This is a genomic window from Streptococcus sp. GMD4S (assembly GCF_000296955.1).
This window is the reverse complement of record NZ_AJRE01000042.1, coordinates 1-24,200: the sequence shown is the minus strand read 5'-3', so window position 1 is coordinate 24,200 and position 24,200 is coordinate 1. Positions and strand designations below refer to the sequence as shown.

The 24,200-nt window shown below is 42.9% G+C and carries 21 protein-coding genes; 2 read left to right on the top strand and 19 right to left on the bottom strand.

The genetic code is table 11. The features are described 5' to 3' along the window. From GMD4S_RS04310 to nrdR, 19 genes are all read right to left on the bottom strand, one after another. A partial coding sequence (locus tag GMD4S_RS04310) for an ABC transporter substrate-binding protein (RefSeq protein WP_000672116.1) occupies nt 1-1,211 on the bottom strand: 1,211 nt, incomplete at its 3' end. Nucleotides 1,212-1,324: 113 nt separating this feature from the next. Then, nucleotides 1,325-2,023, bottom strand: coding sequence for an N-acetylmannosamine-6-phosphate 2-epimerase (locus GMD4S_RS04305; protein ID WP_001135645.1), 699 nt, complete (start codon nt 2,021-2,023; stop codon nt 1,325-1,327). Nucleotides 2,024-2,256: 233 nt separating this feature from the next. Next, nucleotides 2,257-5,649, bottom strand: coding sequence for an SIALI-17 repeat-containing surface protein (locus tag GMD4S_RS04300; RefSeq protein WP_025172988.1), 3,393 nt, complete (start codon nt 5,647-5,649; stop codon nt 2,257-2,259). Nucleotides 5,650-5,983: 334 nt separating this feature from the next. Next, a complete protein-coding gene (locus GMD4S_RS04295) occupies nt 5,984-6,964 on the bottom strand; it encodes an acetylxylan esterase (protein WP_000795105.1) in 981 nt (326 codons plus the stop codon). Nucleotides 6,965-7,281: 317 nt separating this feature from the next. Further along, nucleotides 7,282-9,297: an ATP-dependent DNA helicase RecG gene (gene recG, locus GMD4S_RS04290; protein ID WP_001048744.1), complete on the bottom strand. Its 2,016-nt coding sequence runs from the start codon at nt 9,295-9,297 to the stop codon at nt 7,282-7,284. Between the two features lie 20 nt (nt 9,298-9,317). Continuing rightward, nucleotides 9,318-10,421 carry an alanine racemase gene (gene alr, locus GMD4S_RS04285; protein WP_000648058.1) on the bottom strand — a complete coding sequence of 368 codons (1,104 nt, stop codon included), beginning with the start codon at nt 10,419-10,421 and terminating at the stop codon, nt 9,318-9,320. Beyond that, nucleotides 10,411-10,773, bottom strand: coding sequence for a holo-ACP synthase (gene acpS / locus GMD4S_RS04280; protein ID WP_008278293.1), 363 nt, complete (start codon nt 10,771-10,773; stop codon nt 10,411-10,413). The genes alr and acpS overlap by 11 nt, the downstream gene beginning before the upstream one ends. Before the next feature lie 44 nt (nt 10,774-10,817). Beyond that, the gene (locus GMD4S_RS04275; RefSeq protein WP_000864029.1) at nt 10,818-11,849 is read right to left on the bottom strand and encodes a 3-deoxy-7-phosphoheptulonate synthase; all 1,032 of its coding nucleotides are present in this window, start codon (nt 11,847-11,849) and stop codon (nt 10,818-10,820) included. 1 nt (nt 11,850) lies between these two features. After that, nucleotides 11,851-12,882: a 3-deoxy-7-phosphoheptulonate synthase gene (locus GMD4S_RS04270; RefSeq protein ID WP_000231307.1), complete on the bottom strand. Its 1,032-nt coding sequence runs from the start codon at nt 12,880-12,882 to the stop codon at nt 11,851-11,853. 79 nt (nt 12,883-12,961) lie between these two features. Next, nucleotides 12,962-15,475, bottom strand: coding sequence for a preprotein translocase subunit SecA (secA, locus tag GMD4S_RS04265; protein WP_001284115.1), 2,514 nt, complete (start codon nt 15,473-15,475; stop codon nt 12,962-12,964). 130 nt (nt 15,476-15,605) lie between these two features. Further along, entirely contained in the window at nt 15,606-16,361 is a 756-nt protein-coding gene (locus GMD4S_RS04260; protein ID WP_001085879.1) for a DNA alkylation repair protein, read from the bottom strand. Between the two features lie 144 nt (nt 16,362-16,505). Further along, nucleotides 16,506-16,796: a hypothetical protein gene (locus tag GMD4S_RS13730; RefSeq protein WP_000415957.1), complete on the bottom strand. Its 291-nt coding sequence runs from the start codon at nt 16,794-16,796 to the stop codon at nt 16,506-16,508. A 132-nt stretch (nt 16,797-16,928) separates the two neighbouring features. Next, entirely contained in the window at nt 16,929-17,525 is a 597-nt protein-coding gene (locus tag GMD4S_RS04250) for a LemA family protein (protein ID WP_000812473.1), read from the bottom strand. A gap of 160 nt (nt 17,526-17,685) precedes the next feature. Beyond that, nucleotides 17,686-18,552, bottom strand: coding sequence for a TPM domain-containing protein (locus GMD4S_RS04245; protein WP_000749678.1), 867 nt, complete (start codon nt 18,550-18,552; stop codon nt 17,686-17,688). 228 nt (nt 18,553-18,780) lie between these two features. Continuing rightward, complete coding sequence (gene der / locus GMD4S_RS04240; protein WP_001207687.1) at nt 18,781-20,091, bottom strand: ribosome biogenesis GTPase Der; 1,311 nt, start codon at nt 20,089-20,091, stop codon at nt 18,781-18,783. A gap of 13 nt (nt 20,092-20,104) precedes the next feature. After that, nucleotides 20,105-20,818 carry an NADPH-dependent oxidoreductase gene (locus GMD4S_RS04235; protein WP_000140859.1) on the bottom strand — a complete coding sequence of 238 codons (714 nt, stop codon included), beginning with the start codon at nt 20,816-20,818 and terminating at the stop codon, nt 20,105-20,107. Next, nucleotides 20,815-21,711: a primosomal protein DnaI gene (gene dnaI, locus GMD4S_RS04230; protein ID WP_000446483.1), complete on the bottom strand. Its 897-nt coding sequence runs from the start codon at nt 21,709-21,711 to the stop codon at nt 20,815-20,817. Before dnaI ends, GMD4S_RS04235 begins: the two co-directional genes overlap by 4 nt. Beyond that, a complete protein-coding gene (locus GMD4S_RS04225) occupies nt 21,712-22,875 on the bottom strand; it encodes a DnaD domain protein (protein ID WP_000803930.1) in 1,164 nt (387 codons plus the stop codon). After that, entirely contained in the window at nt 22,876-23,349 is a 474-nt protein-coding gene (gene nrdR / locus GMD4S_RS04220) for a transcriptional regulator NrdR (protein ID WP_001203678.1), read from the bottom strand. 140 nt (nt 23,350-23,489) lie between these two features. On the opposite strand from nrdR, the gene GMD4S_RS04215 reads away from it, so the two are divergent. Beyond that, complete coding sequence (locus GMD4S_RS04215; protein ID WP_000119117.1) at nt 23,490-23,855, top strand: GntR family transcriptional regulator; 366 nt, start codon at nt 23,490-23,492, stop codon at nt 23,853-23,855. A gap of 4 nt (nt 23,856-23,859) precedes the next feature. After that, nucleotides 23,860-24,200, top strand: a 341-nt coding sequence (locus tag GMD4S_RS04210) for an ATP-binding cassette domain-containing protein (protein ID WP_000173189.1), incomplete at its 3' end; no start/stop codon positions are given.

Below are 24,200 nucleotides of genomic sequence, written 5' to 3'. Positions count from 1 at the left end.
GCTAAAAGGTGTTGGGCTCTTTCGAGATTGAAATCCTGATAGAAGGTTTTAAAATAGGTTAGAGCATCCTTAACCTTCATCTCTTCATAAAGTTTGCCAAATGAAGTACGAACTGGGAAAGCACCTGTACGAACTACGTCTTTAGGACCCCATTCTTTGTCATCTGCGATGAATTGAACGAATTTCTTAGCAGCTGCGACTTTCTTATCGTCTTTGTTATTAAATACTGCAAATCCGTTTACAAGGTATTCAAGAGATGGTTTACCAGAGTCTGATGGGAATGGTACTTCTACCACATCTACCTTACTTGCTTCCAAGAGTTTCGCTTGGATACCGTTTTGAGCTGGTGCCCAAAGGATTGTGTATGAAGTTTGACCGTTGGCAAAGTTTTGGATGTCTGCTCCACCGTCAAATTGTGAACCGTTGTTCAACAAACCGTCTTTAATCCAGCTAGCAGCTTTTTCAAGACCTTTGACGAATTTAGGATCGTCAGTTGTATATTTAGTTACATCTTTATCTGTTACAGAACCACCGTAAAGGTTTGCAATGAAGGCACGTGTTCCTTGGTCTCCCCCTTGACCAGCACTGAACAATGAACCTGGAGTGTAGCCTTTATCTTTAAGGGCTTTCAAAACTTTTTCAAAGTCATCAGTTGTCCAACCTTCTTTAACAAGGTTAGCTACACCAGCATCTTCCAACATTTTCTTGTTCATTGCCATGTAGAATGGTGCTGAACTGATTGGATACATGTAAGCTTTATCTCCAGCCTTACTTGCTTGTACGATATTTTCGTTGTTGACATCTTTGACAAATTCGTCTGTGAAGAGGTCGTTCAACTCAGCCAATTTACCGTTTTTACCGTATTGGATGATACGTCCTGGTGCGTCAAAGAGTACGTCTGGCGCTGTTCCAGCTTCGATAGCTGTTGTGATCTTTTCTGGACCTGACTTGAAGTCGATGGTTTCCAATTTCACTTTTACATCTGGATTTGCTTTTTCAAAAGCTTCGATGATTGATTTTTCATAAGTTCCAACACCGTCACCCGTTTTTTCTTGTGTGAAGACTGGGAATGCCCACCAAGTGATTTCTGTTTTTCCGCTATCGCTACTAGAACTTCCAGCATCCTTACTTCCACCAGAGTTACCACAAGCCGCAAGGCCAAGAATCGCAGCACCCGCAAGTACTGTACAAGCTAGTTTTCTAAATTTCATTTGTATTCTCCTAATTGATAAGCGTATCCATATTGGATAATGAGTTCTTTATATTTGTATACGTTTTCATTTTCTCCGACGCATCGACCACTCTCCTCTTTTTTGAGATTGTGTTATTTAAGACCGGCAACAAAGCGTTCCGTAATCTCTTTTGGTCTAGTAATAGCTCCACCAACAACGATACCTCGCACCCCATACTCAAGGATTTGCTTAGCTTGTTCTGGTGTATGAATTTTCCCTTCAGCGATGACATCCACACCTGCTTCACACAGTTTTTTGATCAGTTCAAAGTCTGGACCATCCACTTTCGGACTATAAGAGGTGTAACCTGATAGGGTTGTTCCAACAAAATCAATTCCGGCTTCAACTGCTGCTATACCCTCTTCAAAAGTACTGGTATCAGCCATTAAGAGTTGATGTGGATACTTTTCTTTGACTTGTCGGATAAAGTCTTGAATTTCCAAACCGTCGTAACGTTCACGTTTGGTGCAATCCAGAGCAATGACCTCAATGTCTAGTTCAGCCAACTCATCAACTTCTTTCATAGTCGCTGTAATGAATGGCTCCTGTGGCGGATAGTCACGTTTGATGATCCCGATAATCGGGAGTTTCGTAACCTCCTTAATCTCCTTGATATCACGAACACTGTTTGCTCGGATACCGACTGCTCCACCTTGCTCAGCCGCTTTGACTAGCAAGGGAATGACTCCTCCCGCTTCTGTATAAAGCGGTTCGTGAGGAAGTGCCTGGCAAGAGACAATGATTCCATCTTTGATCTGTTCAATCAAGGCTTCTTTGCTGATCTGTGGCATCCCCTTTCCTCCCTTTCTTGTTCTTATGGGCTTATTATATATCATTTGTTAAGCGCTTTCAATAGCTTGTAGTAGAATAGATTTCAGTTTCAAAACTATTTTATAGAACAGACTATCCTGAAAGTAGTTTCAGACCTCTTATGATTTCGAATCAACCTAAATTTAATAAAGAAAGATAGCAGGCTGAAAAACCTGCTATCTCTTCCGATACCTAGTCAAATAGCTTTTACTTATTATTCTTTTCTCTTCTTGCCAAATGCAAACAAGGATAAAAGAACACCTGCAAGACCAAGGGAAATCAGTGAGCTTGTTTCCTTGCTTCCTGTATTTGGAAGTTCATCTTGTTTAGCGGCTGGCGCTTGATAGGTCACATCTTGGCCTAGAGACAGTTTGTTGTCTGCAGCTACTAATACTAGATTGGTGTCTCCCTTGTACTCTGGCACTTCATGGACTGCTGCCTCAGCGCCATTGACACCTCCCTTATACTCTGGCAGGTCATTTGAAGCTGCCAAGACAAAGTTAGCACCTCCTCTATATTCCGGAAGTTCGTTTGAGGCTGCTAGAACTGCATTGACACCACCCTTGAACTCTGGAAGTTCATGGACTGCTGCCTCAACAGCGTTGACCCCACCTGTAAATTCAGGCTTTTCAACCGTTGGCGCTGGTTCTTCGCCTACTGTTGATAATGGACCGGTGTACTCTGGCATCTCTGCCACTGGGGCTTCCTCAGCATTGACTCCACCAGTGAATTCGGTTTTTTCTACTGTAGGAGCTGGTTCTTCACCTACTGTTGCCATTGGACCTGTATACTCCGGAACTTCATGAACCGCTGCTTCTTCTGCATTAACACCACCTGTGAACTCTGGAACCTCATGGATAGCAGCTTCACTGCCATTAATACCATCGCTTAGTTTAGAGCCAGCTAAAGAAACTGGTAAATTGTGCATGCTTTCAATTGCACCCTCAGCTAGACCTGTAATCCTTTGACCCATATCCCCTGGGTCTATTGTGAATAGGAGAGTTTTTGTATCGTACTGGGTCATAAAGGTTGCTGTCTTGCCATTTGCCAATTGAAGGGTCGGAGCCTTGTTGACCAATACTTCCGAATCGAACTCCATGGCTATAATGCCTGGCCATTTTTGGATAGCATATTTTACTTTTGCTTCTTTAGGAGAAACTCTTTCCTTGGTCAAGAAATCCCAGTTGAACTTCTTGAAGGAAAGTGTGTATGGAACACCTCCAGGAGCATGGTGTTCATATAAAAGTCCAAATTCATCTGGTCCGATTTGTTGAAGTGAGTTATAAGCATACTCACCTTCTTGAATCAAATGGTGGTGCAACCAAGTTAACTGACCATCTTCTTCTACACGAGCCACTCGAATATAACCATTTTTACGACCAGGACCATTTGCATTTGCTAATAGAATATACTCTTTGCCATTTTGAACCGTGTGAGTCGCAGCCATTTGAACATAAACGTCTGGCACATCGTAGCGTTCAACGTTATTGTCCCAAGTTAGACCACCATCATGACTGGTTGCAACCTGTAGATCTTCTGTCAACCCACGCATAAAGAGTTTGAGGTCCCCATTGTTTAACTGAACAACTGAAGCTTCTGTATTTTGAGCATAATAATTACTCATGGTACTTGAATCGACTACTGTACCATCATAAAGTGTACGATTGTCGTTGACACCACCACCCATATGCCAAGTCTTACCATGGTCGTCTGAGTAGATGATTCGAGATGATTGAGAACCATTGAGGTGGTTAGCCCGGTTGGTCGTATAGACAGGAACGACGATTCGACCTTTATGTGGTCCAGTACGAAGGGTAATCCCCACTCCAGGACCTACTCCTAGGAATTTCATCCAATCGGCTTTGACCATAGGAGTAATATCTTGAGGCGCTGACCAGGTCTTCCCGTCGTCATCGCTGTAAGACATCCATAGGTAGCTATCCTTCGCAATTCTAAATGGAGAAGTTTTGTTTGTTGTGAAGTAGATATTGCCCAGTAGCTGGTCACCCTTGTATAGATCACCCTTGTCGCTATAGGCCGGTTTAACAGGTTCTACAACAACACGGTAGTCTGTTGCTTTACCATCTGGAGTGTAAACTGTACCATTTTCTCGAATAGTATAAGCTTCCTGTTCACCTTCTCGATAGAGGAGTTGATAGGTTTTACCATTGATTTCTTTGTAGGCTTCTTCTTTTTGCGAAGACATTCCAAAGATTCCTTTTCCTTCTGGGAACATGTCATAAATGGCAAAAATGCGTTTGGTTTCAGGATCTTGAGTCAGGGTCATATCGATATTCACTGGTGAACCGATTGATGGATCAGAAGCCTTTGGATTGTCACGTAGGTTGGTAATAGTTACTCGATCTCCCCAAGTTTTACCATTATCTTCACTGCGTCTGATGACCATGCCGATATCACCCCAGTCACTCGAATGGAGACGACGTTCATCTGCACCTGCAATCAGCGTTCCTTTATCTGTCTTGAGAAGAGCTGGGATACGATAACTCTTGATACCATCTTTATTTGGTTGGTTGTTCATTCCACCTTCAAAGACGTCTTCTTTCTCTGAGATTTTCGCTCCCTCAGGAAGTTTCTTTTCTAAATCACCTCTTTCAAATAGTTGACTTCTTGTCTGAACTTCATCTGGGCTTAAAGCACGATCATAAACAGTTAGGTTTCGCACTTGTAGGTTTGATGCCCAAACTGTTTTATTGGCCCGTTTGGTTGCTCCAAGTTGAACTTGATTAACATCTGGCATATCTTTGATAAAGTTACCAGATTTGAGGCTTGTTCGAGATAAGACACCGTTCACATAGAGACGAACTCGACCATGAGGTAACTCCGCTGTTGGTTGTTCGACAGTAAAGGTCATGGAATTCCATTGTCCAGGACGAACTTTCAAAGGAGCATCTGTATACTTATCATAGAACTGCTCCCCGTTAGCGCCACGCCCTTCAATAAGAGCTGTATTATCAAGGACCGACATAGTAAAGTACTCATTTTCCTTGGTGTCACTGGATACAGAGAAGAGATTGTAAAAGCGTGGAGCTGATGCATCTGGTTTGAACTCCATGTGAATTGTAGCATTTTTTAGTTGCTTTAGTTTGTCTAGTTCACTTGATAAATCAACTCTCTGACCATTTGCTGCATTGGTTTCAACATCTTCTTTTTCAAGGACAGGATTAGCATTTTTTAAATCTCTTGAGTAATAGTCACGAGGAATAGCACCCTGATCCTCTGATTCCTCTTCCTTATTTGCTTCTTCTGCAGGGGTTTCGGTAGAGGATGGGGTTTCTGATTCTGCACTCTCATTTTTTTTCAAATGGTCTTGGTCCACCTCAACGCCGTTGTCTTGAGCTGCTGCCAATTTACCAGCCAAATCCTTATCCAAATGAGCAAGATCTCCCGAGGACGCTTCTTTTGGCAATTCTGATAAACCTTGACCAGGTTCGACAGTTTCTGTATTGGCCCCTGCTGCATTGGCTTGCTCTTGAGCTAAGACTGGATTTGCTCCAAATACCACTGTACCAATCACTACAGATGCCGCCCCAACTGCAAATTTTCGAATTCCGTATCGCTGTTTCCGATTTAAATATTTGTAATTCATGTTTGTCCTTTCATTTTTCATAAAATAAAGCGCTTTCTTTTTTCTTTAAAAATTTTTATTGTCTCTTCAAGAGACAAGTTTTACAAGAAAATATCCAACTTAATGAGAGCTTCCAATCCTCTCCCATTTTCTGCTGAGGAATTCTTTAAGCACCCAGCAGCCTTTTTCCTCCTTTCACAAGTGACTTTTCCTTTATTATACAATAAAGTCTTATATTTACATCTGTGTTCCTACAGAATAGATTTTACTTTTAAGAATATTTTAATATTTTAAATTTTCTAAAAGTACTTTCAAGTTTTGGACATGAAAAAGAGAGCTCCTGGGCTCTCATTCATCACTTCACATATTTAAAAGGAATTTCACTACCACAGAGCCAGTTGTAGACTTGGTCATTGACAAAAACATTCATGGCTTCGTGAGCATACTCTGGCATGATGCGATAGGCCTTGTCGCAAGTTAGGCGGTTGTAAATCGCAAACTGGGTAATAGGATAGCAAACATCGTCATCCAAGCCCGTAATCATCTTGACCTCACCTTGAATACGATGGGCAAGATTTTTCACATCGATATAGGCAAGGGTCGCCATGATTTCCTCCTCTGTTTCATGGAAGGGATCGTGGAACTTGAAATAACGGAAGAGTTCATCATAGGCTTCACTGGTATTGCCAATCTCAAGCACTCGTCTAAAGTCTGACAAGAAAGGATAGATGGCCACTGTTTTCTGAATCCGAGGATTGAGAGCTGCTGCAACCAAAGCTAAAGCCCCTCCTTGTGAGGCACCATAACTAGAAAGTCGCTTCTCATCCACCTGTGGCAGACTAGCAACAATTTCGATCAACTGGTAAATATCCAGATAGACATCCTTATAAAAGAGATGTTCCCGACCTTCCACAGCACCACGGATGATATGCCCCTTCACCGTATTTCCTAGTGGAGAGCGCAAGCCGTCTTGCGAATAGCCCGACTGGCCCCGCACATCCATGGAAACAACACCGTAACCAGCCACAGTATAGGCCAGCATGTCGGCCCAGTCCCAGCCACGTCCCATATAACCATGAAAGTGGAAGATTAGCGGAACTTTCTCCTCAGTCTTTGGCAGGACGACGCGTGCATAGACCTTGCCTTCATTGCTTCCTTCAAAGGTCAGTTCATAACACTTGACTTGAGGAATGTTAAAATCCCTTTCCTCCAACTGGTAGGCTGGAAGTGTGGATACTTTTTTGACTTCCTCATCCCAGAAAGCATCAAAATCTTCTGGAACTTCATCCCGTCCTAGATAGGTCTTGATTTCTTCTAACAAAGCTGGATTTTTCATAGCATGCTCCTTTAGTTTTGTAATCGCTATCATAACTCTAGCATATCTAGGAAGGCAATGCAAGAAAGAATGCTAAATAGAAAGTGATTTTAGATTCTCTTTCCTCAAACCTATCGTCTGAAAGTAGTTTTAAAAATAAAAAGAGCGTTTCCGCTCTCTGTGTATCAATAGGTGCTAGCTCCTTTCTCTAGTTTGACGGTTTGGAATTTCTTTTGGTAGGTTACTTTAATCGTCATGTGAGAGTCCTCGTTTCTTTTTGATGACTCTAGTATAAGACCCAAACCTAAAAGCTAGCTTATAGATTTCTTAGAAAAGGCTTAATCTAGATGTTCTTGCTTTTCCAGATGGAGAGCAATCATGCGCCATTCTGGATCCTCTTGCCAACCTTCTATCGAACTAATGTAGCTGGCAACCTTTCTGGCTTCTTCTAAAATCGGAAAATCTTCGATAATATCCGCCACTTGAAACTCTGGAAGTCCTGACTGTCTGGTTCCAAAAATCTCACCAGAACCACGCATTTTTAAATCTTCCTCCGCAAGGACAAATCCATTGGTAGTTTCTGTCATGATACGCATGCGGTCCTTCCCAGACTCCGTCTTGGGATTAGCTACAAGAACAGCGTAGGACTGTTTGTCTCCCCGACCGACACGACCTCTGAGCTGGTGAAGCTGACTGAGACCGAACCGGTCTGCATCCATGATAATCATAACTGTCGCATTGGGAACATTGACCCCAACCTCAATAACCGTTGTCGAAACCAGAATATCCGTTTTTCTCTCTTTGAATTCCTGCATAATCTGGTCTTTTTCGTCACTCTTCATCTTACCATGTAGAAGAGCTACTTCAGCCTTACCTGCAAAATGAGCCGTCAACTCCTCAGATAAGGCAATGGCATTTTTCAGATCCAGAGCTTCAGATTCTTCAATCAGGGGAGAGATAACATAGGCTTGCGAACCTTTTTGAATTTCTCCCTCTAACCAAGTCAAGACTTGAGCCAGTTGCTCATGCTTAATCCAGCGCGTCACAATAGGCTTCCGCCCTGCTGGCATTTGGTCAATAATGGAAACATCCATATCTCCAAAGGCTGTGATAGCCAGCGTCCGTGGAATGGGCGTCGCCGTCATCATGAGAACGTCAGGATTGTCCCCTTTTTCCCGTAAAATACGCCTTTGGCCCACACCAAAACGATGCTGCTCATCGATGATAATCAAACCAAGACGAGCATAATCAACCCCATCCTGTATCAGAGCGTGTGTTCCGATAATCAAATCAGCCTCACCCTTGGCAATGGTCTCTAAAACTTCTCTTTTTTCTACAGCTTTTAAGGAACCTGTCAAGAGAGCCAGTTTCAAGTCTGGAAAAAGGTTCTGTAAACTCTCAAAGTGTTGCTCCGCAAGGATTTCTGTCGGTACCATGAGAGCTGCCTGATAGCCAGCCGTCACTGCAGCAAACATAGCCAAGCCAGCAACCACCGTCTTTCCGCTCCCCACATCTCCTTGCAGGAGACGATTCATGTGATGGTCGGACTTCATGTCGGTCAAAATCTCCTGCAGACTCTTTTCCTGAGCTTGGGTCAGGGCGAAAGGCAGATTTTCTTTAACGGCTGTCACTTTTTCCTGGGACCAATTCAGAACCAGACCGCTTCCCTGAACTCTATTTTCAGACTTGAGCGTCTGCAATTGCATTTGGAAGTAAAAGAGTTCCTCAAACTTGATCCGGCGAATGGCCTGCTTGTATTCTGCCAAATCCTTAGGAAAATGCATAGCGCGAACAGCCTGGCAACGGGACATGAGTTTGTATTTATCCAGTAAAGACTGGGGAAGATTTTCCTCTATCAAGAGGTCCAATCCCTGATCAAAAGCTGTCTTAATGACCTTAACCAGACTGGCCTGACTGATTCCCTGAGCCAGACGATAAACAGGTTGGAGGTCATCTTCCACCTGAGCCAGAACCTTCATCCCAGTCAGACTGGCCTTGGCACGGTCCCATTTCCCAAAGACAGCAAGAGTTGCACCCAACTCTATCTTATCAGCCAGATAGGGCTGGTTAAAAAAATTCACCGCAAAAACGACCTCTCCCTGCTTGAGGCTAAAACGCAGGCGATTGCGCTTGAAACCATAATACTGGACACTAGCAGGAGTCACTACCTGACCAGACAGAACAGCCTTTTCGCCATCTTCCAACTCTAGCACCTGCTTGGTCTTGAAATCTTCATAACGGAAAGGAAAGTAGAGCAAGAGGTCTTGCAAGTTTTCAATTCCTAGTTTGGCGTATTTCTCTGCTGACTTTGGTCCCACACCAGGCAAGACATGCAAGGGTTGGTGTAGATTCATGCTCTACTCCTTTCTTTAGTTTAATGATATTCTCTCGGAATGCGGTCACTGAGGAGACAAACCACCTCATAGTTAATGGTTCCACGGTAGGTCGCTACCTGAGTTGCTGTGATTTCCTTGTCACCGTTTGTGCCGATCAGGGTTACTTTTGTTCCTAGTGGGTAAACCTTAGGCAGCCGAATAGTGATTTGGTCCATAGATACTCGTCCGACGATTGGGCAAGCTTGACCATCTACCAAGACAGTGAAATTCTGCATGTCTCGTGTCCAACCATCCGCATAGCCGATTGGCACCGTCGCGATGACTTGCTCGCTATCCGCTTGATAAGTTGCTCCATATCCCATGCAAGCTCCAGCTGAAACTGTCTTGACATGAACCAGAGCAGATTCCAAGGTCAAGGCTGGTGTCAAATCATAAGGCAAGTTCAGAACCTCTCCACTTGGATTGAGACCATACATGGAATCTCCCATACGGACTGCATTGAAAATAGTCTCTGCATGCCAGAGGGTCGTTGCCGAGTTGCTGGCATGAACCAGCTCTGGGACTTCCTTCATACTTGCCAAAATAGCTTTAAATCGTTCTAACTGGGTATTAAAATAGGCATCTGATTCTTCATCTGCAGTAGCAAAGTGGGTAAAAATCCCCTCAACGCGAGCACCGTGTTGTTGGAGCAAGGCTTGAGCCTGCTCAGCCTCGCTGGCTTCTCGAAAACCAATTCGTCCCATCCCTGAGTCAATCTTGAGGTGAACCGTTAAGCCAGATAAATCTGTCTCCCTAGCTAAGAGAGCTTGAATCCACTCCAGTCCAGCCACTGTCAAGGTGATGTCGTATTCTTTAGCTAGGCCAATAGCTTCTAACTCAGATACACCTAGAATGAGGATTTTCTTGCTGAGTCCAGCCTGACGAAGTTCAATAGCTTCATCAATATTGGAAACACAAAATCCATCAACATCATCCTGAATCGCCATCGCAACGGCAACAGCTCCATGACCATAAGCATTGGCCTTGACCACTGCCCACTTGAGCGTTCTTTCAGGGATATGAGCCCCCATTTGCAGAATATTTTGTCGAATAGCTCCCAGATGAATCAGAGCCTTGGTTGGTCTATGTGGACTAGCTTTCATGATTTTCCTCCAAAATGACACTGGCTGTCACAAACTGATCTGTATGGCTGATTGACAGCCAAATTTTTCCTGAAAATGGTGCCTGACTAAAATAGGGAGCTCCTCGTTCATTGTTCAAAACTTCCAAATCCTGAAAGGTCAGCTTGCCAATTCCTGTCCCCATAGCCTTGGAAAAGGCCTCCTTAGCCGACCAGCGGCCTGCCAAGTATTCGATCTGTCTGCGCCCTTTGAGACTGGTAAAACGCTCCATTTCTTTAGGGGTCAGCACGCGCTTAGCAAAGCCCTCACGTCGTGTAACTGCGTTTTCTATCGAAGCCAATTCTTCGATGTCAATTCCGTGTCCAACTATCATACTCATAAAAGGAGCTGAGATTCCCCCAACTCCATCCTTTTCACTTATTTTGTTAAGGTAGTATAAATTTCTTCTACCAAGGCTACTGTATTTTCCCAACCTAGACAAGGGTCAGTTATGGAGTAACCAAAGACCTCTGGTTGATTTTGGCGACCGTCTGCTAGGTAAGATTCGATCATAAAGCCTCGAACCGTCTTTTTAATCTTTTCATTCCAGTCACGATTCAGCAAGGCTTGACGAACAATGCGAATTTGTTCCATATACTGCTTGCCTGAATTGTCATGATTGGTATCGATGATAATGAAAGGATTTTCAAGTCCCATAGTCTCATAGCGATTGATGGCATTTAAGAGGGTTTCATAGTAGAAATTGGGTTCATTTTTACCATATTCGTTCATGGCACCACGAAGGATAACGTGGGCCAAAGGATTTCCTGAAGTTTCCACTTCTTGGCCATGGTAAAGGAAGGTTTGCTTGTTTTGAGCCGCATAGATGGCATTAAACATGACCCCAAGATTTCCAGATGTTGGATTTTTCATCCCAACCGGAGCATCAATCCCAGAGGCTACAAAGCGGTGTTCCTGGTCTTCCACTGAACGAGCCCCTACAGCATGGTAGCTGACCAGATCATCAACCAAAACGAGATTTGACGGATAAAGCATCTCATCAGCTGTCGTCAAGCCCGTCTCCGTAATCACACGGTAGTGTAGCTGACGAACAGCCTGCAAACCATTGATGAGACTAGGCGCTTCGCTGGTATTTGGTTGATGAATCATTCCCTTATAGCCATCTCCATTGGTACGAGGTTTAGCCGTATAGACACGCATCACGATAAAGATTTTATCCGCAACTTTTTTCTGCAAGTCTGCTAAGCGACGAGCGTATTCGAGAACTGCTTCTTCATTGTCAGAAGAGCAAGGCCCCATCACCAAAAGGATGCGGTCGTCCTCACCCGAGATGATAGCTGCTAACTCTCTATCGCGGGCTTCTTTCTTTCGCAAGGCTTCAGGTGACAACTGGGTCGCAGCCTTGATTGCTTCAATATCAATTTCTTGACCTTTTTCGATAAATGCCATCTTACTCTCCTAGCGTTTGGTAAATTTCGCGAACAAGTGCTTCTGTGTTGTCCCATCCGAGACACGGATCTGTAATGGACTTCCCAAAAACTTCTGGCTCATTTTGACGTCCATCTTCTAGATAGGACTCAATCATAAAACCACGAACATATTTTTTGATTTTCTCATTCCAGTCACGGTTAATCAAGGTCTGACGAACGATACGGATTTGATCCATATATTGCTTGCCTGAATTGTCATGATTGGTATCGATGATAATAAAGGGATTTTCCAAGCCCATCTTTTCATACTGATCAATGGTATCCATCAAATTGTCATAGTAGTAGTTGGGAATATTTTTCCCGTATTCGTTCAAGGCACCGCGAAGAATGGCGTGGGACAATGGATTTCCCGTTGTTTCCACCTCTTTACCGAGGAAAAGGAAACTCTGTTTATTTTGCGCTGCGTAAATCCCGTTAAACATGACATTGAGATTTCCAGATGTTGGATTTTTAAATCCTGTTGAAAAGTCTGCTCCACTCGCTACAAAACGGTGCTGTTGATCCTCTACAGAACGAGCTCCAACAGCCATATAAGAAATCAAATCATCCACCAGCGGAAGATTTTCAGGATAAAGCATCTCATCCGCTGTTGTCATACCCGTTTCGGTAATCACACGGTAGTGTAGCTGACGAACAGCCTTGATCCCATTGATCAAGCTAGGAGCTTCTGTCGCATTTGGTTGATGAATCAAGCCCTTATAGCCATCTCCATTGGTACGAGGTTTAGCTGTATAGACACGCATGACCATAAAAATACGGTCTTTGACCTCTTCTTGCAAAGCAGATAGACGCTTGGCATACTCAAGAACCGCCTCTTCGTTATCAGATGAACATGGTCCAATCACCAAGAGAATACGCTGGTCTTCCCCACGGATGATGGCTTCCAATTCCTGATCACGTTGATTTTTTCTCGCAAGAGCCGCTCCCTCTAATTTAGACAAGGCGCGAACTTCTTCAATGTTAATTTTAGGACTTTTAGCTTTAAATACCATGATTCATCTCCTTATAAAGCAAACGGACACCAAGCAAAAAATGATTTTTACCAGGTATCCGCCTGTATCTTATCTCATATTATTGTCTCTTACCATGACAGTTCTTGAATTTCTTACCTGATCCACATGGGCATTGGTCGTTCCGTCCGATTTGGCTCAAGTCCAAATCTTCTGGAAGGCTTGCCTGCTGCGCTGCGATATTACGAGTCGCAGTTGTACTGATATTGTGTTCAGTTTGCGGACGTTCTTGTTCATGGATTTGTGCTTTCATCATCAAGCGGGTCACATCGAATTCAATCGATCCAATCATGTCGTTAAACATGCGGAAACCTTCTGCTTGATATTCTACAACAGGGTTGTTTTGGGCATATCCACGAAGACCAACAGCATTTCGCAACTGGTCAAGAGCATCGATATGGTCTGTCCACTTGTTGTCTACAACACGTAGAATCAAGACTTTTTGGAATTCTTTCACTGCATCTTCGTCACGAAGCTTAGCAACTTGGCTGTCATAGACTTTCAAGGCACGTTGGAAAAGTTCATCTTTGATAGCTTGGTCCGACAAACCTGCAAGGTCTGAACGGCTAATTGAATCTTCTGGAAGCAAGTTATACTTAGCAAAGTTCAAGATTGCTTCCAATTTTTCATCTTCTTTCGAACGAGCATGTGCATCCACGATACGTCCAATGGTACGACGGATCATAGCATGGATTTCTGGTGCCAAGTCACGATCTGCAGTAATAACATCATAACGTTGTGCATAGATGATTTCACGTTGTTCACGCATAACATCATCGTATTGAAGGACTTGTTTACGAGTGTCGTAGTTGTTTCCTTCGACACGTTTTTGAGCTGCTTCAACTTGACGCGTTAACATGCGAGATTCGATGGCTTCGTCAGACATGTTGAGTCGTTCAAAGACACCTTTCAAACGTTCAGAACCGAAACGTTTCATCAAATCATCTTCAAGAGACAAGTAGAATTGTGACTCACCTGGGTCTCCTTGACGTCCTGAACGTCCACGAAGCTGATTATCAATACGGCGACTTTCGTGACGCTCTGTACCGATAACACAAAGTCCACCAAGCTCACGAACCCCTTCACCAAGTTTAATGTCGGTACCACGACCAGCCATGTTGGTTGCGATAGTAACCGCGCCACGTTGACCAGCGTTCATGATGATTTGCGCTTCTCTGTAGTGGTTCTTCGCATTCAAGACTTCGTGAGGAACACCTGCTGCTACCAATTTCTTGGAGAGGAAATCACTCGTTTCAACGGCAACTGTACCTACCAAGACCGGCTGACCTTTTTGGTAACGAGCTTTTACATCTTCAACTACAGCCTTAAATTTCGCATCCAGACTTGCATAGAGAAGGTCTGAGTGGTCGATACGTTGAATTGGACGGTTGGTTGGGATTGGGATAACACGAATGTTGTAAATTTCGCGGAATTCTTCTTCTTCTGTTTTACCAGTACCTGTCATACCTGCCAATTTCTTATACATACGGAAGAGGTTTTGATAGGTAATAGAAGCTGAAGTCTTGGTCTCGTCTTGAATTGGCACACCTTCTTTTGCTTCAATCGCTTGGTGCAAACCATCAGAGTAACGACGACCTTCCATGGTACGACCTGTAAATTGGTCGACAATCAAGATTTCCTGCTCTTCACTAACCACATAGTCGATATCGAGAATCATGATATAGTTGGCACGGAGGGCATTGTCGATAAAGTGAGTAAGAGCTACATTTTCAATGTCGTAGAGATTTTCTAGTTTGAAGTAGCTTTCAGCCTTGTCAATACCAGAATCTGACAAACCGATCGTCTTAGACTGAACGTCAATGATATAGTCGTCCTTGTCCAAAGATTTCACGAAGTGGTCCGCCATATGGTAGAGTTGGCTTGTTTCAACTGCGTTGGCACCTGAAACGATCAATGGTGTACGAGCTTCGTCGATCAAAATTGAGTCAACCTCATCGACCAAGGCATAATTGAGTGGACGTTGCACCATGTTTTCCGCACGAACGACCATGTTATCACGCAAATAGTCGAAACCAATCTCTGAGTTGGTTGAGTAGGTAATATCACAAAGGTAAGCCTCTTTTTTCTCCATTGGAGATTTAGCTGCCAAGTTAATCCCTACTGACAAACCGAGCCATGAGTACAACTCACCCATTTCAGTCGCGTCACGTTCTGTTAGGTATTCGTTGACTGTAACTACGTGAACCCCTTTACCTGCAAGGGCATTGAGGTACACTGGCATAGTCGCTGTCAAGGTCTTCCCTTCACCCGTACGCATCTCTGGAACATCACCATGGTGAAGAACAATCCCACCCATGACCTGAACCTTATAAGGGAAGAGCCCAAGGACACGTTTTGCAGCTTCACGAACTACTGCAAAAGCCTCATATAGCAATGAATCAAGTGATTCACCCTTATTGTACCGCTCTTTAAATTCGTCAGTTTTCGCTTTTAGTTCTTCGTCTGACATTGCAGCCATTTGGCTCTCATAGTTAAGAACCTTATCAGCCATCTTTTCCAGACGACGAAGTTCTCCTTTATCATTTTCAATAATCGTTTTTAAAATATTAGCCATGATTTTCCTTACTTTTTATTCTGAATATTTTAGAATGTTCTTTTAATTTTAGCATATTTACCATTATTTTTCAAGAAAGAATCCTTAATTTACAACGGAAAAGGCCAGCTGAAATTCAGTTTTTTTTGCATCAATCTTCTGTGGCTACCTTTTTGTTTTTTGTTCGAGATGCATGCTTGATGATCCAAGCACAACTTGGACTTAGCTCCTTCTTTTGCCAAGTTTGAAGAATCCTTTCAAACTTATCAGGATCTTCCTTGTATAAATCATTTAAATTATTAGCTACACTTTTTTGAATGGACTTGTCTCTATCATCCTTTAGATTGGTCAGAATAGTGGTGAAATCCTCAAAATAATCCAATACCACGGTTTGTTTCTTAGCCCAAGGCAGACGGATACGCATACATTCGCTGGCAAGTCTACGAACGCGCAAATTTTCATCCCGACTCCATTCTAACAGCAAAGCCATTGTAGCCTTAGGATAGCGAGCCAGCAAAGGTCTCATAGAAAATTCTCCAGTAAATCGCTTGGTTAGTTCCTTACTAAAGGCCGCGCTCAATTCAAATTCCTTGTCCCCATATAGCTCTACATATTTTCCGATTGGCCAAAGCCAATATCCTTCTGAGAACATACCTAAACCACCCTCCAACTCGGGACCCAAAATTTTCTCAAAAACCTTGAGAGAGTCCTCATAAGATAGGGGAAGGCAATCTTTGATACTTTTAGCCAAGAGTTCTTGACGCTGGCTAAACTCCAACTCTTCCAAGTCTTTTTCTACCAACAACCTAAACTTTCGCTCATCAAATGCAGGGGACGCTTCTTGCAACCGTCGACTCAAATCCCTAGCATAAGCCAAGTCATAATAATCTTTTACTTTTTTAGCCATTTTTCAAATCCCTTAATCTTCATTTTACGGGACTTATTATATCATACAGACAGTCCGTCAACAAAATTATTTTCATATCTCCAACTATTTTAACAAGAAAGAGAAAAGGACTAGAAGCTAGTCTGGTCCTTCATTTGTTAATGTTTAATTTCCCAAGAATATAGGCAATATCCCAAAATACCAAAAGAGATTGATCCAGAAGGCCAAGCAAAAGATGATGCCAAAGATGAGAAGACTGATTTTTTTAATCAGCACGGAGTATAGGATGGATAAAACTCCAAAAACCACAAAGAGTTTTTTCATAACGAAATAATATACTGAAACTCCTCCTATTTGCCAATCCCAAGGAAGGAAAAACATGAGGAACCAGAGAAGGCAAATCGTAAGAATATATCTCTTGTAGTGCGCTTCAAGAAAGGCTTTTGTTTTCTCCATAGCAAACCTCCATTTGAGTCACTGTCTCTTCCCTTTTATTATACCAAAAAAACCTGGAAAAAGCTTTCCAGGTTCGGATTTGAAATCACTAGTCCTACTAGAGAAATTCCTTTATTCACAGGCTGATTCACTTTATTGACTTGATGAAGATGTTCCAAAATCGACCTTAGGAACTGTCTTGGCTTCTTCTGTTTCTTTAAAGGTTTCAGCTTCTTTAAAGTTCATCATATTCGCAAAAAGCACGGTTGGAAAACTTCTCAACTTTTGATTGTACTCAGCTGCAACCTTATTATAGTCCTTGCGTGCTACAAAAATACGATTTTCACTGCCTGAAAGTTCGACCATTAGTTGCTCAACATTTTGATTGCTCTTGAGCTCTGGATAATTCTCCGTCAAGGAAATCAAGCGGGAAAGAGCAGAGCTCAATTCTCCCTGAGCCTTTTGGTTTTCTTCCGATGTCACTGAGCTACTACCGATTTTAGCTCTAGCATCCGCAATCTTGGTAAAGACTTCGGTTTCATGATTCATTTGTCCTTTAACGGACTCCACCAAGTTACCAATCAAGTCCGAACGACGTTGGAGGGCTGTCGAAACATCGGCCTGAGCCTGCTCCACTTTAGTCTGTTCACCAACCAGACCATTATAGGTCGTCACTGCGGAACAACTTCCCAGAACTAGTAGTCCAAAAAAGATCGCCACTATTGAGAGAATTACTTTATTTTGTTTCATATCAAAACCTTAACACTTTCTTTTATCAACTTTTCTGAGAAAATACTCAGATTTTAAATCAATTTCCCAAACTTTGTTTTTATTTTTAATTAAGGAGTGAACTCTTGCAAAGGAGTCACCTTACTGTATGGAAAAATCGGTTTGTGCAATATATGATCACTCACCAGTCATCAGACGAACCGCCACCATCAAAGCCACCGCCGTCCCAGCCTCCAGATGAGTCGGAGCCTGAGTCAGACCAAGAAGAACCTGAATCAGACCAAGAGGAACCTGAGTCTGATGAGTCACTGCCCCACCAGCCACCGCCAGAATCATCTCCACGTGAACCACGACCACCAAATAGAAATCCGATAATCATCACGATGAAGTAAATGAGAACTCCAAATACGATAACTCCGTCGCTCGAACTGCTTTTTCGATGACGTCTCGAAGAACTACTCTCACCAGCATACCTTTCAAGTTCCCTTAAGCGACTAGAGTTGGTAGTATAGTCGTAACTACTTTTAGAACTTGAAGCAGTCGTACTCGATCCACTATAGAACATGTAGTTGAGATTATTGACTATTGAGAGAACACCCTTGTTATAGTCACCATTTTTAAAGTAAGGACGTGCTGTTGTCAAGAACCTGTGAGTCTGATAGTCAGTGATCTTACTGGCCACATTATTACTGGTTTCAATCCGTGATTTTCTATCTTGGACTGCTACCACAATCAAGACACCGTGATTATCTCCCGAGTAGCCAATCTTCCAAGCCCTAGCTGTTTCATTGGCTACAGTCTCGATTGTTTCTCCATCTAGGCTTTTCACAACGTAAACACCCATCTGGAATTTTTCTGATTTTTTACTATTGACATTATTCAATTCCCGAATCTGACTTATAGTCTCATCCGTTAAATAATGATCCGGGTCATAAATTCCGTACTCAGGTTTTTCAGGTGCTGTGAATGCTGACAAGAAGAGAAAGATCATTAGCAACCCAAGCAAGCGAACCAACAAACTATGTTTAAATAATCTGCTTTTTTTCATAATAACCTCCCTGATAAAGGAAAATTGATTTAAGGAATTATAGCATTTTGATTTTTACAAAAAAAGTGCATTTTCATTACAAATAGATTACAAAAACTAGGAAAATGATTGAAATTTGATGACAGATTCTCCTCCAATTTGGCAGGTTCTTTTCTCCCCTTTTAGTATAGAAAAAAGAAGACTATGAAGTCTTCTTTTAGTTTATTTTTGTAGAAAAACAAGCAAGGGTTACTTGCGTTTTCTTGCAATCAAGTGAATCGGTGTTCCCTCAAAGGCAAAGGCCTTGCGGATTTGATTTTCTAAGAAACGCAAGTAAGAGAAGTGCATGAGTTCTTCTTCATTGACAAAGATGACAAAGGTTGGTGGCTTGGTTGCCACTTGGGTAGCGTAGAAAATCTTGAGGCGTTTCCCTTTGTCTGTCGGTGTTGGATTGATGGCAATGGCATCCATAATCACATCGTTCAAAACTGCTGAAGGAATACGGGTGTTTTGGCTTTCACTGATTTGCTTAATCATCTCAGGCAGTTTATGGAGACGTTGCTTGGTCAAAGCTGATACAAAGACAATCGGTGCATAAGGCAAATATTGGAACTGCTCACGAATATCCTCTTCCCATTTTTTCATGGTGTGGTTGTCTTTCTCAAGAGTATCCCACTTATTGACAACGATGATCATCCCTTTACCGGCTTCGTGGGCAAAACCTGCGATACGCTTGTCGTACTCGCGAATACCTTCTTCTGCATTGAGGACCATCAAGACCACATCAGAACGGTCAATGGCTCGCATGGCTCGCATGACAGAATATTTCTCCGTATTTTCATAGACTTTACCAGACTTACGCATACCAGCTGTATCAATCATGGTAAACTCTTGTCCATCCGTATCTGTAAAATGAGTATCAATGGCATCGCGCGTTGTTCCAGCTACTGGACTAGCAATCACGCGGTCTTCTCCCAAAATAGCGTTAATCAAACTTGATTTTCCAACGTTAGGACGGCCAATCAAGCTAAATTTAATCACGTCTGGATTTTCTTCTTCAACTTCGTGTGGTAGATTTTCCACAATGGCATCCAGCACATCACCCGTACCGATACCGTGGACAGACGAAATTGGCAGCGGTTCGCCCAATCCTAGCGCATAGAAATCAAAAATATCATTTCGCATTTCTGGGTTGTCAACCTTGTTAACGGCAAGGATAACAGGTTTATGGGTTTTATAGAGTTTGCGAGCTACGTACTCGTCCGCATCTGTAATCCCTTCTTTACCAGACACCACAAAAACGATGACATCCGCTTCTTCCATAGCGATTTCTGCCTGGTGCTTGATTTGTTCCATGAAGGGAGCATCGACATCGTCAATCCCTCCCGTATCAATCATACTAAAGGAACGATTGAGCCACTCACCCGTTGCATAGATACGGTCACGTGTCACACCCTCGACATCTTCTACGATTGAGATCCGCTCACCAGCGATCCGATTAAATAGGGTTGATTTCCCAACATTGGGACGTCCCACAATGGCAATAGTTGGTAAGGCCATGTTTTCTCACTTTCTACAATAACTTTTTCTGTTCTAGATTCTTCCGAGTTGAACGAGGTTCGGCTTGACCAAACTGCTCTGCCAAACGCTGACTCCAAGAGGTTGTCGCACGCGCACCAGCATAGTCTGCCTGTACTTTGTCATAGTCCAAAATCGCTGCTACTGGCTGTTCTTGGTATTCTTCTTCAAATACCACTTGGTTCAAAGGCAGTCTTGGTTTGACATCATGTTGTTGATTTGGCACGCCAAGGGCAATCCCAAAAACGGGATAGGTATAGTCAGGCAAGTTAAAAAGCTCTGCCACTTCTTCTGACTTGTAACGGACCAAACCGATAATCACACCACCATATCCCAGACTCTCAGCCGCAAGCAAGGTATTTTGCCCTGCAAGCGCAGCGTCCACAGACGTGATAAGGAGACCTTCTACCCCTTGAGGTTGGAAAGTGTCCGTATGAAGGCTTGCTCCCTTTTCAGCTCGGTTCAAGTCACCGACAAAAAGCAAAAAGGCTGCTGACTGGCGAATAGCTTCCTGAGGAACCAATTCATATAAAGCATCTTTCTTCTCTTGACTGCGTACAAGAATCACAGAGTAAGATTGGAAATTTTTCCAAGATGACGCCATTTGAGTAGCAGTCAAGATTTCATTTAAGTGTTCTTGAGAAATCTCTTGCTCCTTAAAGCGACGAACTGAAGTATGAGCTTTCATCAGTTTAATGGTTTCTGTCATCGGCGATTTTCTCCTTCTAGTCTTGTTTCCTCTGCTAAATAACGAATCCGTTCCATGACCCGTCTAGCTTCCCAAGTCTCATCATTTCCATTCTTTCCTTTAGCAAAATGTTTTTCCAAATCTTGGAAATTAAAGTTGGAAGTAAAGAAGGTTGGCAAATCTTCCTGCATGCGATACTGGAGAATAACTTGGAGAATCTCATCACGCACCCAAGGGGTAGATTGCTCTGCACCAATATCATCCAAGATCAAGACTTCTGCTAACTTGATGTCATCCACCAGGGTCTTCACAGATCCTTCACCGATGGCATTTTTCACATCAATGACAAAACTTGGATAGTGGAGAATGGTTGTTGAAGCACCACGTTTTTCAGATAAGTCGTGAGCCAGGGCTGCCATCATGAAGCTCTTTCCGACACCAAAGTCTCCGTAAAGATAGAGGCCTTTTCGGATACTTGGGTAAAGGTCAACAAAGGCATAGAGTCTCTCAAAAATAGGCAAACGTCCTAAGTCATCTAGGTCAATCTGAGCCAATTTCGCTTTCTTGAGACTTGCTGGTAGATTGATCAACTTGAGACGATTCTTGATTGCCGCCTCTTTTTCAGCCGCGATTAGTTCGGGTGTTTCTTCATAAGATACATCTGCATAGCCGTGATTCATGACCAAGATAGGCTTGTAGCCACGCGCTATATAGTCAGCATCCCCACGAAGAAACTTATCCCGTTCTGTGATATATTGGTTGAACTTGGAGATGCTACGATTCAACTCCTCTGGGCTGAGGGATTCTTTCTGGATAAAAGCCGCCACATCTGGGTCTTTCATAATCTGCTGGACTAGGTCCTGATACTGAAAACGACTTGTCTGACGTTTGATAACATCACCCACACTTTCCATCTAGTCTCCTCCTTCTTCTAATCGGGCTAACATTTCTTGTTTTTTACGTTCTAGTTCCAGACGAGTCTCCTCGCTGGTTTGATTTTTATATTCTGGATTACTCCACTTAGGAACATTGGTCTTAGTCGAGCTAGTTTTCGATTTCTGGTCTTCTTGCCCTTTTTGCTGACGCTCTCGAATCCGAAGCACAGCTTCTTCTGCTGTCCGAATTTTTTGATAAGCATAGTCATTTGCGACCTTCATGGCATATTTTTCATTAACATTAGCCGAATCAACCTTGTTAAAGGTTAGAAGCAAGACGATATTGATGACTTCATCCAACAAGCCTAAAGACGCCATCTGGTGAAGGAGTTCTCGTTCGCTCTGGGTGATGTTCCCCTTACGCGTTTGCTTGATTTCCGCTAAAAAGTGCAGGGGAGTTTTATTTTTGGCTTCCCTGATAATGGTCATTTCTTTGGGGCTAAAGTCAGAAGGAACCTGCTTTTGCGCAAGCTTTTCACGCATGCGTTTGACTGAAATAACCTGAGCCAGCGCTGTCGCCTTGGCTAATTGATAAGTTTCAAACCAGGTCCATTTTTTTTCATCTGCGATGGCGAATAATTCCAAAACATCCGTTTGCTCGTCTTCAAAACGCAAGCCATCTCGAGCCATCAGACGCTGGAAATGTTCCAAATCAAAATCGTTTTTTAACTTGCTTTTAGACTCGCTTGGTGTCACTTCTTCAGTCAGGGTTGGAAAGACTTGGCTCAAAGAAACAGAGAGTGCTTCTCCCTCACTTGGAGCCTGCTTCATAGCAGAAACAGCTGTATCCCCAATCTTTTTCTCTAATAATCTGCTATAGACAGAATGGCTTAGAAATTCTTGACTGGAGAGGGGAGAATGAAGCTGCAATTCATAAGTTTCCCCCTTCTGATAAAGGGTCAACAAATCCAAAGCAGATAAGACTTTAAAGGATTGGAGCAAGGTCGGCATGCCGAAGTTTAAGTGATTGAGGATGTGGGAAAAGAGATGTTCCTTTTGCCCACCATCCCAAAAGGTAATGGTATATAGATAGAGGCTCAGTGCCTCCTGACCGATAATCGGGAGGTAGCACTGCACCAGAGAAGAGGTATCTTGCGACACCCGATTATTCTTTAGAAAAGAAAAACGGTCATTTGGTTTCATCTATTTTTCCTTTTTCTTCTTAGAGGACTGGGTGATCTGCTGGAGCAGACTCTCCAACTCACTCACATCCTTAAAGCTACGGTAAACACTGGCAAAACGAACATAGGTAATCTCATCAAGCTCTGCCAATTCTTCCATGACTAAGGACCCAATATATTCACTTTGGATCTCATTCTCACTGCGACTACGGAGTTTTTGCTCGATGCGATTGACCACCATGTTGATTTCATCACTTGACACAGGACGTTTCTGGGCTGAGCGGATAATCCCATTAAAGATTTTATCTCTTGAAAACTGCTCTCGCGTACCGTCTTTTTTGACGACAACCAGCGTTCTTTCTTCTACTCGTTCATAGGTTGTAAAACGATGCTGACACTCGTCGCACTCACGTCTTCGGCGGATGGTATTTCCTTCTTCGGCTTGTCGACTATCAACAACACTTGACTTGGTAGCCCCACATTTTGGACAACGCATGCATTTCCCTCCTTGTCGTTTTCTTTTCATTATACCATTTTTTGAGCAATTCCCAAAACAATTCTTATTTTTACTTGACAAGTTTTTTGTTTTATTGTATTATTTGATTAGAACAATAAAGACAAAGAAAGGAGACTATGATGTCCTGGTCATTTGATAATACAAAACCGATTTATTTACAGATTATGGAAAAAATCAAATTACAGATTGTTTCCCATGAACTGGAACCCAATCAACAGCTCCCTACCGTGAGAGATTTGGCGAGCGAGGCTGGGGTCAATCCCAATACCATTCAGCGCGCCTTGTCTGACCTCGAACGTGAAGGATTTGTATATAGCAAGCGGACAACTGGTCGATTTGTCACCGAGGATTTAGACCTCATCCTTCAGTCCCGCAAACAACTTTCCGAGGAGCAACTGCAACAATTCGTCTCTTGCATGCTCCAATTTGGCTACAAAAAAGAAGAACTGCCAAATGTATTAAGCGACTATATTAAAGGAGTTTAAGACTATGACACTACTAGCACTTGAAAATGTAACAAAATCATATGGAGCAACTGCGGCACTTGACAATATCTCACTAGAGATCTCAACCGGAAAGATTGTCGGGCTCCTTGGACCAAACGGATCCGGGAAAACAACCCTAATCAAACTGATCAATGGCCTCCTTCAACCAAATAAAGGACGTGTTCTTATTAATGGACAGGATCCAAGTCCTGCTACCAAGGCGATCGTCTCCTACCTACCAGATACAACCTACCTCAATGAAGAGATGAAGGTTAAGGATGCTCTAACCTATTTTAAAACCTTCTATCAGGATTTCAATCTCGAAAGAGCCCAACACCTTTTAGC

Coding starts and splice junctions, on each gene's coding strand:
- GMD4S_RS04215 (WP_000119117.1), top strand. CDS start 23,490: ATGTCCTGGTCATTTGATAATACAAAACCGATTTATTTACAGATTATG.
- GMD4S_RS04250 (WP_000812473.1), bottom strand. CDS start 17,525: ATGAAACAAAATAAAGTAATTCTCTCAATAGTGGCGATCTTTTTTGGA.
- GMD4S_RS04270 (WP_000231307.1), bottom strand. CDS start 12,882: ATGGTATTTAAAGCTAAAAGTCCTAAAATTAACATTGAAGAAGTTCGC.
- alr (WP_000648058.1), bottom strand. CDS start 10,421: ATGAAAGCTAGTCCACATAGACCAACCAAGGCTCTGATTCATCTGGGA.
- GMD4S_RS04305 (WP_001135645.1), bottom strand. CDS start 2,023: ATGCCACAGATCAGCAAAGAAGCCTTGATTGAACAGATCAAAGATGGA.
- GMD4S_RS04275 (WP_000864029.1), bottom strand. CDS start 11,849: ATGGCATTTATCGAAAAAGGTCAAGAAATTGATATTGAAGCAATCAAG.
- GMD4S_RS04235 (WP_000140859.1), bottom strand. CDS start 20,818: ATGACAGAAACCATTAAACTGATGAAAGCTCATACTTCAGTTCGTCGC.
- GMD4S_RS04300 (WP_025172988.1), bottom strand. CDS start 5,649: ATGAATTACAAATATTTAAATCGGAAACAGCGATACGGAATTCGAAAA.
- der (WP_001207687.1), bottom strand. CDS start 20,091: ATGGCCTTACCAACTATTGCCATTGTGGGACGTCCCAATGTTGGGAAA.
- GMD4S_RS04225 (WP_000803930.1), bottom strand. CDS start 22,875: ATGAAACCAAATGACCGTTTTTCTTTTCTAAAGAATAATCGGGTGTCG.
- recG (WP_001048744.1), bottom strand. CDS start 9,297: ATGAATCTACACCAACCCTTGCATGTCTTGCCTGGTGTGGGACCAAAG.
- GMD4S_RS04260 (WP_001085879.1), bottom strand. CDS start 16,361: ATGGCTAAAAAAGTAAAAGATTATTATGACTTGGCTTATGCTAGGGAT.
- GMD4S_RS04295 (WP_000795105.1), bottom strand. CDS start 6,964: ATGAAAAATCCAGCTTTGTTAGAAGAAATCAAGACCTATCTAGGACGG.
- GMD4S_RS04245 (WP_000749678.1), bottom strand. CDS start 18,552: ATGAAAAAAAGCAGATTATTTAAACATAGTTTGTTGGTTCGCTTGCTT.
- acpS (WP_008278293.1), bottom strand. CDS start 10,773: ATGATAGTTGGACACGGAATTGACATCGAAGAATTGGCTTCGATAGAA.
- GMD4S_RS13730 (WP_000415957.1), bottom strand. CDS start 16,796: ATGGAGAAAACAAAAGCCTTTCTTGAAGCGCACTACAAGAGATATATT.
- secA (WP_001284115.1), bottom strand. CDS start 15,475: ATGGCTAATATTTTAAAAACGATTATTGAAAATGATAAAGGAGAACTT.
- nrdR (WP_001203678.1), bottom strand. CDS start 23,349: ATGCGTTGTCCAAAATGTGGGGCTACCAAGTCAAGTGTTGTTGATAGT.
- dnaI (WP_000446483.1), bottom strand. CDS start 21,711: ATGGAAAGTGTGGGTGATGTTATCAAACGTCAGACAAGTCGTTTTCAG.